Source organism: Microcoleus sp. BM001215392 (assembly GCF_036700185.1).
GTDB lineage: Bacteria > Cyanobacteriota > Cyanobacteriia > Cyanobacteriales > Microcoleaceae > Microcoleus.
In genome coordinates this window covers 39,099-48,702 of record NZ_JAUBOJ010000009.1, presented here as the reverse complement: position 1 = coordinate 48,702, position 9,604 = coordinate 39,099, and the positions used below count along the sequence as shown (strand labels likewise).

At 47.7% G+C, this 9,604-nt stretch carries 10 protein-coding genes; 6 read left to right on the top strand and 4 right to left on the bottom strand.

Annotated elements, in window-relative coordinates; translation table 11 throughout:
* Nucleotides 1-128 precede the first annotated feature (128 nt).
* Entirely contained in the window at nucleotides 129-944 is an 816-nt protein-coding gene (locus tag QT974_RS02270; RefSeq protein ID WP_333466905.1) for an alpha/beta fold hydrolase, read from the bottom strand.
* Between the two features lie 120 nt (nucleotides 945-1,064).
* Nucleotides 1,065-1,790: a lysophospholipid acyltransferase family protein gene (locus QT974_RS02265; RefSeq protein ID WP_333466904.1), complete on the bottom strand. Its 726-nt coding sequence runs from the start codon at nucleotides 1,788-1,790 to the stop codon at nucleotides 1,065-1,067.
* 409 nt (nucleotides 1,791-2,199) lie between these two features.
* Between QT974_RS02265 and QT974_RS02260 the strand changes: the two genes are divergently transcribed.
* The 5 genes from QT974_RS02260 (at nucleotide 2,200) to QT974_RS02240 (ending at nucleotide 5,518) form a co-directional block, all read left to right on the top strand.
* Nucleotides 2,200-2,514, top strand: coding sequence for a hypothetical protein (locus tag QT974_RS02260; protein WP_333466903.1), 315 nt, complete (start codon nucleotides 2,200-2,202; stop codon nucleotides 2,512-2,514).
* Nucleotides 2,515-2,643: 129 nt separating this feature from the next.
* The gene (locus QT974_RS02255; protein ID WP_333466902.1) at nucleotides 2,644-4,371 is read left to right on the top strand and encodes a succinate dehydrogenase/fumarate reductase flavoprotein subunit; all 1,728 of its coding nucleotides are present in this window, start codon (nucleotides 2,644-2,646) and stop codon (nucleotides 4,369-4,371) included.
* Between the two features lie 84 nt (nucleotides 4,372-4,455).
* A complete protein-coding gene (locus tag QT974_RS02250) occupies nucleotides 4,456-4,620 on the top strand; it encodes a hypothetical protein (protein WP_333466901.1) in 165 nt (54 codons plus the stop codon).
* Nucleotides 4,621-4,906: 286 nt separating this feature from the next.
* Nucleotides 4,907-5,131 (top strand): hypothetical protein, encoded by a 225-nt coding sequence (locus QT974_RS02245; protein WP_333466900.1) that lies wholly within the window; start codon nucleotides 4,907-4,909, stop codon nucleotides 5,129-5,131.
* Nucleotides 5,132-5,353: 222 nt separating this feature from the next.
* Entirely contained in the window at nucleotides 5,354-5,518 is a 165-nt protein-coding gene (locus QT974_RS02240) for a type II toxin-antitoxin system RelE/ParE family toxin (RefSeq protein WP_333466899.1), read from the top strand.
* A 37-nt stretch (nucleotides 5,519-5,555) separates the two neighbouring features.
* Here the strand turns inward: QT974_RS02240 and QT974_RS02235 are convergent, their stop codons facing one another.
* Together QT974_RS02235 and QT974_RS02230 are read right to left on the bottom strand one after the other, a co-directional pair.
* Nucleotides 5,556-6,446, bottom strand: a complete 891-nt coding sequence (locus tag QT974_RS02235) for a Uma2 family endonuclease (RefSeq protein ID WP_333466898.1) — start codon at nucleotides 6,444-6,446, stop codon at nucleotides 5,556-5,558.
* 347 nt (nucleotides 6,447-6,793) lie between these two features.
* Nucleotides 6,794-7,720 (bottom strand): tetratricopeptide repeat protein, encoded by a 927-nt coding sequence (locus tag QT974_RS02230; protein WP_333466897.1) that lies wholly within the window; start codon nucleotides 7,718-7,720, stop codon nucleotides 6,794-6,796.
* A gap of 589 nt (nucleotides 7,721-8,309) precedes the next feature.
* Here QT974_RS02230 and QT974_RS02225 point away from each other — a divergent pair.
* Complete coding sequence (locus QT974_RS02225; protein ID WP_333466896.1) at nucleotides 8,310-9,590, top strand: hypothetical protein; 1,281 nt, start codon at nucleotides 8,310-8,312, stop codon at nucleotides 9,588-9,590.
* Nucleotides 9,591-9,604: the final 14 nt, after the last annotated feature.

The window sequence follows — 9,604 nt, the reverse complement described above, 5'->3', positions numbered from 1 at the left end:
GTTTGCTTACTTGGCATTTTAACTGTTAGTTTAGCATACCAAGTAAGGAAGAACCTTAATATAGCTCGCGAGCGGGGACGCTCGCACTAAAAAAAAATTACAAAAATGAGATGCTCCCTGACTGCTGACTAATGACTGCTGACTAATGATAAATATTCTTCGGATTCTGTTAAAAATTTGTGAGCTTCCATAATCGCATGAAGGTCAACATCTGTTTCCAACAAACAAGCATGACCGCTATTAGCCAGCATCACCATTTCAGCATTCGGAATTACCTTGACTAAAAGCTTCCCTTCTGCCATAGAAGGCAGCAGCCGATCGGCACCGCTAGCAATTACTAACGTCGGCTGTTCGATCGCACGCAACTGATTTTCATCAACATTGAACGATCGCACTAACGCCAATCTCCACACAGACGTGTGTTGCGGTACCGCTTGCATCGCTTCCAGCAAAGCTCGCCGATCGTCCCGCCCAATCTTTCCCAGTGATGCTAATATCGGCAACAAACCGATTACCGACAGCGGATAAAGGTTTGCCGGCAACCACTGAGTTAGGTGGGAACCCCACTGCACCCAAGGCTGTTGTCGGAATGAAGAAGCTGGATTTACTAAAATTAGTCGATCGCACAATTGGGGAGCTTCTAAAACAACTTTTATCCCTAAACATCCCCCAAATGACTCGCCGCACAGATAAACGGGTCGCTGATTAACTTTCTTTTCTGCTTCAATTAAGGCAATTGTTTCCTTAACCAGTACCTCCCAGCTAGCCATGTCGTCGGCTGGTATAGCTAAGCAGCGAATGTCGAAATGCGGAGCTAATTTAGGAATTTGCGATCGCAGCAGCAAACCGCCCCCGTCCATACCCGGCAGAAATACAAATAAAGGGCGATCGGGTTTTGGCGGTTTCGGGCACAGAAAACGAACCTTATTGTTAGCAGTTGGCATGATTAAACTTAATCTGGTAGTTGGTAGTTGGTATTTGGTAGTTGGTATTTGGTATTTGGTATTTGGTATTTGACTGTCAACTGTCAACTGTCAACTGTCAACTGTCAACTGTCAACTGACTTAAACACACCCTCGATCGAGTAATTGTGCAATTTCCCCCTGACAGTGTTCTGTAAGTTCAGCAACAACTACTTTGGCTTTTTTGCCTCGATACTGCTGCTGTCTATCGACTGTAATCCAGTAAGGGCGGCCAATTAAAACATTAACTCGCTGATAAACTATCACAGGATGCCACCCCGCGCGATCGAACAAAGGTTCTGAAGGATCGAACAAACTTAACAACTTCAGCGGTACCCCCGACGGTACCGACTGTTCTTCCATCGAAGCAATCGCCACCGGCAACACCGCCAAATCTCGCACCGGCGCCCGCAAAGCCAAATGAGCAAATCCCCGCTGAAACTTCCCCATATTATTTGGTTGAGTAAAGTTCACCATCGGTTCTGCACCCTCAGGAAACACCCCCACCATCTCCCTGCGTTGTAGCAGCGCCGTCGCTTGAGAGAAAAAATGCTGCTGTCTGTGCTCCGGTGCTTCTAAGGGAAAAGCGCCGAAAGTCGTCACAATTTCCCGAATCACCGGAACTTGACCCATGTAATGATGACACGCAAACCGGATCGATCGACCCAATGCCACCGTCAACACGACAGGATCTAGGAAACTGCGGTGATTGCTCACCACCAGTACCGGACTCTCTTGCGGAATCCGCTGCTGGTGGTGTACAAACATCTGCGTTCCCACACCAGCCAGGAAACAGCGCGAAATCATTAATGTGCGATCGAAAGACATGGGCTAAAACACAGGTAAAACGCTATAAACGTTGATTCCATACCCATGCAGCTTAACATTACTTTACAAAAATCGCGATCGGTCAAAAAGTAGACTTTCCCCTTGTACCTTTCTGTCGTAGTCCTGACGCACGGGGGTTCAGAAACCGGGTTTTTTGCGAAAATACCCGTTACAGGCGCCAAAACAGTAAAAACCCGGTTTCTTTGTCGGAGTGCTTAAGTCTGGTTTCGGTAAAATTTCCCAGTCAGAAGCACAAATGTATAAAGTCTTGTTGCAAACTTCTATAAAAATGTTTAAAACAACGCAAAAAGCAAGTTGCAGCAGCTAAAATAAAAAATTTACAGTCGGCATTGACGCACTGTCAAAGTATTTTTCGACAAGTCGTAATAGCAATCTCCCGAGGCATCAAATGGATAACATTCAAAACTATCGCCTTAAATGTACCCTCACCTTTGGCGACATTTACGGTCAAATCATTGTTTGGCTGATAGTCATCTTCCTGAGTCTAGCGTCCGCACTCGCCCTCTGGAGCAGCGCCCGCCAAATCTACGCCTTGGCTACAGTTGGCTTGATTTTAGTGCTGTCTCTGCCATTCTTGCTGTTTGCTTTCGTGACAACTCTGCTCAATAACATTGAAGTGCTTTCTGTAGACCCCGCCACCGAAGATCAACCTTCTGCAACGGGAAATCAGTCCGCTCAGAGGTCAGTCCAAAACGTCGGCTAGTTCAATTTGAGATTTTAGACTTTGATTTTCAATTCAAATCAAAAGTTAAAAAACTTCCCGATCTTTTGGTAGGAAGTTTTTTTTTGCGTCACCATAAGTTGAGCAGAACACTCAAAATAATTAAAAAAAATGCTAGAACACGACGTAATCATCGTAGGCGGCGGTTTAGCAGGTTGCCGCGCAGCCGTAGAAATTGCCCGGACTGACCCCAGTTTAAAGGTAGCTGTTGTTGCCAAAACTCACCCGATTCGATCGCACTCTGTCGCAGCCCAAGGCGGCATGGCCTCCAGCCTGCAAAACGTCGATCCAGATGACAGTTGGAAAGCCCACGCCTTCGACACAGTAAAAGGTTCAGACTATTTAGCCGACCAAGACGCCGTAGAAATCCTCACCCGCGAAGCACCGGGCGTAGTCATCGATTTAGAGCACATGGGAGTCCTCTTCTCGCGCCTTCCAGACGGCAGAATTGCCCAGCGCGCATTCGGCGGACATTCCCACAACCGCACCTGCTACGCCGCCGACAAAACCGGCCACGCTATCCTCCACGAATTAGTCAACAATCTGCGCCGCTGTGGAGTTCACATCTATCAAGAGTGGTATGTCACACGCCTGATTTTGGAAGCAGGCCAAGCCAAGGGCGTAGTTATGTTTAACCTGATAGACGGCGAAATTGCCGTCGTGCGCGCTAAGGCGGTGATGTTTGCTACGGGGGGTTACGGCCGGGTTTACAACACCACCTCGAACGATTACGCCTCGACTGGAGACGGTTTGGCGATGGCGGCGATGGCGGGATTGCCACTGGAAGATATGGAATTCGTGCAGTTTCACCCGACGGGTTTGTATCCGGTGGGAGTGTTGATTTCGGAAGCCGTGCGGGGCGAAGGCGCTTATTTGATCAATTCCGAGGGCGATCGATTCATGGCCAATTATGCCCCGTCGCGCATGGAATTGGCACCCAGGGACATTACATCGCGATCGATTTCCTTAGAAATTCGCGCAGGTAGAGGAATTAATCTCAATGGTAGTGCAGGCGGCCCATTTATCTACCTCGATTTGCGGCACATGGGACGCGAAAAAATCATGAGCAAAATACCTTTTGCTTGGGAAGAAGCCCACCGTTTGTTAGGCATTGATGCCGTAAATCAGCCGATGCCCGTGCGTCCGACAGTTCACTATTCAATGGGGGGAATTCCGACTAATGTCAGCGGGCAAGTTCGCAGCAGCGCTGAGGGTTTGGTGGACGGTTTCTTTGCCGCCGGCGAAGCAGCTTGCGTCTCTGTTCACGGCGCAAACCGTTTGGGCAGCAACTCGCTTTTAGAATGCGTTGTTTACGGTAAAGTGACTGGCGCGGCGATCGCACAATTTGTCCAAAATCGCAAGTTACCCACAGTAGACGAACAGCGTTACATTCAGGAAACACAACAGCAAATTCAAGCACTTGTAGACCGTCCCGGACAATACCGAATCAACCAAATTCGGCAAAAGTTCCAAGATACGATGACTGAGTATTGCGGAGTATTTCGCAGCGCCGAATTGATGCAGTCAGGTTTGCATAAATTGGAGGAATTGGAAAAACAATATCAAGAAGTTTACTTAGACGACAAGGGTAAATCTTGGAATACGGAAATTGTGGAAGCTTTGGAATTGCGGAGTTTGATAATCGTGGGAAAAATGATTTTAACTTCAGCTTTGAACCGGCAGGAAAGTCGGGGCGCTCATTCGCGGGAAGATTTTAGCGATCGCGATGATGGCAATTTCTTGAAGCATACGCTGGCCTATTATTCGCCTGCGGGGATTGATTTGGCTTATATGCCGGTGGCGATTACGATGTTTGAGCCGCAGGAACGTAAATACTAGAAGCTAGTGTGAAATCCTTGTTCCCCTGCTGAATTTGGGAACAAGGAAAATCTTACACACAGCAGAAGTGAAAAATGCTAAGATATGATAAATTTGGCTAAAATTAATAAAAAATATTGTGGTTCTGAAGAGGCAGTATTTATGTGGGAAGCTATCGCAGCTTGTGCAAGTGTATTTATGGCATGGCTTTCATGGGAAGAACATAAGCGTAAAAAAGAAGAACATGAAGCAAAATATCGTCGTGGATAACGGGAATCCAGAAGCTTTACATTTCCAGAAATAGCGCCATCACAACCTGCACAAAAGTCTACATTTTTTCTGTTTCGTGAAGTAGATGGTTGTATTTGTGGAATAGCTTTTTGGATTCTCTGGTTTTGTCTATTATCAATGGTTTTCTTTGCTGTTTTCGGCAACACAAACCAAGAGTTTGTGGTTATTTTTTTTATTCTAGGGATACCATTGGGAAGATATGTTCAAAAAAAAGTTCACCCTTGGTTGAAATGAAAATAATCTGGTAAATTACTGAACAATAAATATGAGTAAAACGACAGAGACATCTCAATTCCAGCAAGCTCTTGAAGCTGTAGAAATTTTATCATTAGAAGACCAAGCCATGCTTCTAGATATTATTCAGAATCGTCTGCGACAACAGCGACGCAATGAATTACTCAAGGAAATCGCAGAAGTTCGTCAAGAGTATGCTGAGGGCAATGTTAAATTTGGTTCGGTAGCCGATTTTATGGCGGAGTTGGATGATTGATGAAAATTGGTTGGACTCCCAAATCTATTCGTACTTTCAAAAAGTTAGTTCGTAAAAATCCTCAACTTCGCCCTTTAATTGAAGCTACGCTAGAACTTTTGTCTGAAGACTGCTTTCACCCCAGCTTGCGAACTCATATCAAATCCTCTGTTCATCGTCCTGTATTAATCTCTCTCTTCTCTTCCTTTGCGTCCTTTGCGCCTTCGCGGTTAAATCATTCTGATGCAACCGGAAACGATATCACAAATTGGCGGGAGATTTATCGGTATCTGGTCATGTTCAATAGACTATGATTATCGGATTTTATTTGAGTTTGTCACCGATCCAGAAGATGAAGAGGAAGCGATTTTATTGCTCAAAATGGGTTCCCACGATGAAGTCTATTAAGATCGATCGCCCTTTTCCCCAATTCTCTCTCACTATCTCACTCTCCACCATCCTCCGTAACTTCCTCCACCGATAAACCTAACGCCTCCGCCACCTGTTCGGCACTCAAACCCATTCCCAACAACCGAGGAATTGCAGCCCTTCTTGCCTGAAATTCAGCTTGTCGTGCTTGTTCTGCACTGTCGGCTCGCAGCCTTTCTTGTTCGGCTCTTTCCCGCTGTTGTTCCCCTCGCAATCTCTCCAATTGAGCTCTTTCATCGCCAATCAACAGCAAATTACCTTCCTCATCCCACCAACGCAGCCACAGCATGGTTTGATTCTGATAACTTCCTTGCCAAAGTCCCAATTCTACGCCTAAAGGTGCGATCGCAAAATGACCGCGCTGATTCAGTTCTAAAAGTTGATAATATCCGTCAATCAACCGATAAACTTCTAATCGCCCGCTGTTAATTTCATAGATGCCGTAATACGGAATTCGCATCACCCGTTCGTAGGCCCAAAACTTGCCAGGTTTCGTGATTACCCCTTCCTCGCTGCGAGATAACGGAGTACGATCGCGCTCTTCATCGCCATTCCCGCTAGCAAATTCCAGAGCAATTAACGGTGCTATGTGTTCCCGCCACAGCACGTAGGAACGGCGAATTTGACCGTCAATATTAGGAGGTACATTGGGAACGTAAAACCAATCAGGAGCTTCTGCACCTTTTTCCGGTGGTTCTGTTTCTCGCCAATAAATGCCGCAGTCTTGACCGATCGCATATTGTCCATCAGGATGAAGTGCCTGTAAAATCGGGCCGATCGAATCTGTTAAAATTAAACTTTGTGGATGCTCCTGGAAATTTTTCACAAAAGTACCATCCGACTCTGGTAATTGAGTGTGGTCTGGAAAAGCAGGAGGTAGAACAATTTGGTTAACGCTAGTAGTCATAATTCCCTCCGATATCTTGCCTAATTAGCTATTGGTAATTGGCAATCTCAAATCTAGGTTAAAGAACGCTGCATGGGTAGGGAGACAGCACTGCTCATTAGTGTCAACTTAAGACTAAAACCCTTGAAAAATATCGCTTCTATCGTAGTCTAGATCCCCCTAAATCCCCCGAATCGTTGCGGGGACTTTGAGAAGAGTCTTGTCCCCCCCTTAAGAAGGGGGGTTAGGGGGGATCTAGATTGAATAGTCTTGCCAGCAGTCTCTGATTAGATTTGACCTGGTTGTTGACACCAATGAGCAGTGCTGTGTCCCTACAGTTATCACGCACTCTAAACTCAAAACTATCCTTAAGGCTTAGGTAGCGAACCTTCAGGACTTGGGGAAGCCGCCGGTTCGGGAGCCGCCGGTTCGGGACTCGCATCTGCTTTTGGAGAAGGCGAAGGAGTGCCGCTAGCTAACTGATTAATTTGGTCTTTATAGTTAGGTGGAGCTAGCTCAGTAGCTTTATCAAACAACGTTTTTGCTTCGTCTGTTTTGCCCTGTTCCTTCAACACGATCGCATGAGCTAAAGTCGGACGAAAATCTTTCGGATTCGCCTTAGCCGATTCGTCGTAAATCGCGATCGCCTCTGGGTATCGTTTCTGCACCGCATAAACCTGTCCCAAAATCAACTGCACCGAAGTTACATCAATACTTCCCGGTTTCGCCTGATTCGCACCCGGAGCAGCCTTGAGCGTATCTTGCAGCAGTCCGATCGCAGCTTCGGGCCGCTGCTGCACCAACAGCAAATTCACTAATCCCTGCAAAGCCGCAATCTCCCCGGGCTTAGACGCTAAAATAGACCGATAGGCCCCAGCGGCTCCTTCGCGATCGCCCGTGCGTTCCTTCGCCTGAGCCAGCAAAATCCCGTATTCAGTAGTTTCAGGATTCAGTTTAGCCAACTTTTCCAAAGTCGGCACCACATCCTTAATTGCTCCCACTCCTTGTCCGATCAACTCCAGCCGCACCTGCAACAAGCCCCGCAAAGCCGTTACATTGTCAGGTTCCCGCTGCAAAACCAATTCGTACCCCCGAACCTGATCTTGCAGCAACTGCGATTGCTTTTCGTTAGATGCGGCTGTCTGAGTTGGCGTTGGAGTCGATCGACTTGGCGCTTGATTGGCCTTGATAATCCTGTCCAAAATTGGTGGAAGCAAACTAAATCCCACAAAAGCGACGATCGCCAGCACCACCACCACACCAATCAACCCGCGACGCTTGTTTGCTTTCTCCATAAAATTCACACTATCCCAGCTTAAAATGTACTGTTTTCTTAGAAATTAACCGATCGCCAAGGGGCATCTGCAATTTAACCAGATCCATGCAACCATAAAAGTTCTTAACTTCAAAGTCCAATTGACAAAGCAGTCTTTTGCTTGCAGCTAATATGGTAACAGACCCACAACTCCACGCCCGCCAAACAATTTTGGACACTCATACCCGCAGCCCCAAAGACTGCCGAGGAGTGTCCAATGAGAGTTTGGTGAAGCTCAAAATTACCTAAAACATGGCGGATCGGCCCGCTAGGTAATTGGATTAAGTAAAATAGGCAAGCTGAATATCCTAAATACTACAAGCTGGCAACGCCAGCTTTCGCGCGATCGACCTTATCATGGGGTTAGCAACTGTCAAACTCTTTGCCAGCAAGGAGTTTAGCAGCTAGCGATCCCAAGGCAGTCAAAGCGTTCAAAGTTGGCGTTGACGGGTCAAAATCAAACTTGGCGGCGCTAGCCTCAAGTCTGGTGCTAGTAGTAGTTAAAGCAGTTTCTTCAGTTTATTCCTAATTTCCCTCAAGGGATGTGTCTCCGCTGCAAGGAGTTTTTTATGAACCCCTCTCCGAACCGGTCTTCCAAATCGTCCAAATCTACTTCCACTCGCAAGGCTCAGCCAAGCGATACAGCCGTGAATCCGCCCGAAGTTACAGCCTCTGTTCCCGAGACACCAGACGAAAGTCCTGTGTCTGCCGCGTCGGCTGCACCTGTTGACAACAGTCAACCACCAGCGCCAACGGACGCCCCAGCGCCAACGGACGCCCCAGCGCCAACGGACGCCCCAGCGCCAACCGACTCGCTGCACCGACCGCGCTACAATTTGGCTGTCGAGCGGGACAAAACAAAGCCAAAAGAACCGCCCAGCAATGCTCCGGTACCATCGGAGCCAAAATCCGCACCTCCAGTACCTGCGGGCGGTGCGATCGTCACCGCCGAGCCTGCCGTTAATGACACTCAGGCCGCCGATGACATTGCTTCGGTGATGCGCCAGCACCCGATTCCGCCCCCGAGCGAACCCAGACAGTATCGAGCTGTTGGTTTGGTGCGGGGCCGCTACACGCAATCCGAAGAGCAATTTACCCGGGGTATGCTAATAGCTGCCGACGGAACTGCCATTGACGCAGTTTTGCTGGGTAGAGTCATGAGTTTAGTCAAAAATCACCTGGATCTCGAACAAGAACACCTGTGGGTGGTCTATCCCCGCACCAGGCAAGAAGACGGTAATTTGCACGCCCAAATTATGGGAGTTTGGGAACCCGAAACGCTCAAAAAATCTCCCGAACCTTCCTCTGATGATGAAAACCTCGAAGCAGGGGACATTGAGCAGGGCGGCGAAGCATCGACCGCATCTTTACCGCCCTCGGAACCTGATGTTGAAGATGGCTATTTTTCGATTAGAGGTGAGGTGATTTATCAACAATTGCAAGATCAAGAAAAGTATGTCATCGTCAAAATCAAGCAAGCTCCCCGCAAGAATGATGACAAGATGAAGTTTTTTAAGCTGAAACTCAAGGGAGATTTAGGCACAAAGGCGATCGGGTTTTTTTGGGATTTCCACGTCAAATTGCAAGCTGACAGTCTGATGATTCAGCAGGCCAACAATATTGGCGCCCTGCCTATTAAAAAGCGGAAATTCCCCCCCGGAAGCGGCAAGCCTAGTGGCGGCGGTGGCTACAAAGGAGGGGGAAGCAAGCGTCCCTTTACTCCTAGACCCAGCGGTGATGCTTCTGGCATAGAACGCCCTAATATTAAGTCGGCGGCAGCAGTCGCACCTGCCGTCCCCAAGGAACCTCTTCCTAAGCCAGTTAAGAAGCCTAAACCCAGCGAAGAATAAAAAATAAGGCAAAA

What these genes read in the sequence shown, in the direction of transcription:
- QT974_RS02270 (WP_333466905.1), bottom strand. Translation starts at nt 944, where the DNA reads ATGCCAACTGCTAACAATAAGGTTCGTTTTCTGTGCCCGAAACCGCCA.
- QT974_RS02265 (WP_333466904.1), bottom strand. Translation starts at nt 1,790, where the DNA reads ATGTCTTTCGATCGCACATTAATGATTTCGCGCTGTTTCCTGGCTGGT.
- QT974_RS02260 (WP_333466903.1), top strand. Translation starts at nt 2,200, where the DNA reads ATGGATAACATTCAAAACTATCGCCTTAAATGTACCCTCACCTTTGGC.
- QT974_RS02255 (WP_333466902.1), top strand. Translation starts at nt 2,644, where the DNA reads ATGCTAGAACACGACGTAATCATCGTAGGCGGCGGTTTAGCAGGTTGC.
- QT974_RS02250 (WP_333466901.1), top strand. Translation starts at nt 4,456, where the DNA reads ATGATAAATTTGGCTAAAATTAATAAAAAATATTGTGGTTCTGAAGAG.
- QT974_RS02245 (WP_333466900.1), top strand. Translation starts at nt 4,907, where the DNA reads ATGAGTAAAACGACAGAGACATCTCAATTCCAGCAAGCTCTTGAAGCT.
- QT974_RS02240 (WP_333466899.1), top strand. Translation starts at nt 5,354, where the DNA reads ATGCAACCGGAAACGATATCACAAATTGGCGGGAGATTTATCGGTATC.
- QT974_RS02235 (WP_333466898.1), bottom strand. Translation starts at nt 6,446, where the DNA reads ATGACTACTAGCGTTAACCAAATTGTTCTACCTCCTGCTTTTCCAGAC.
- QT974_RS02230 (WP_333466897.1), bottom strand. Translation starts at nt 7,720, where the DNA reads ATGGAGAAAGCAAACAAGCGTCGCGGGTTGATTGGTGTGGTGGTGGTG.
- QT974_RS02225 (WP_333466896.1), top strand. Translation starts at nt 8,310, where the DNA reads ATGAACCCCTCTCCGAACCGGTCTTCCAAATCGTCCAAATCTACTTCC.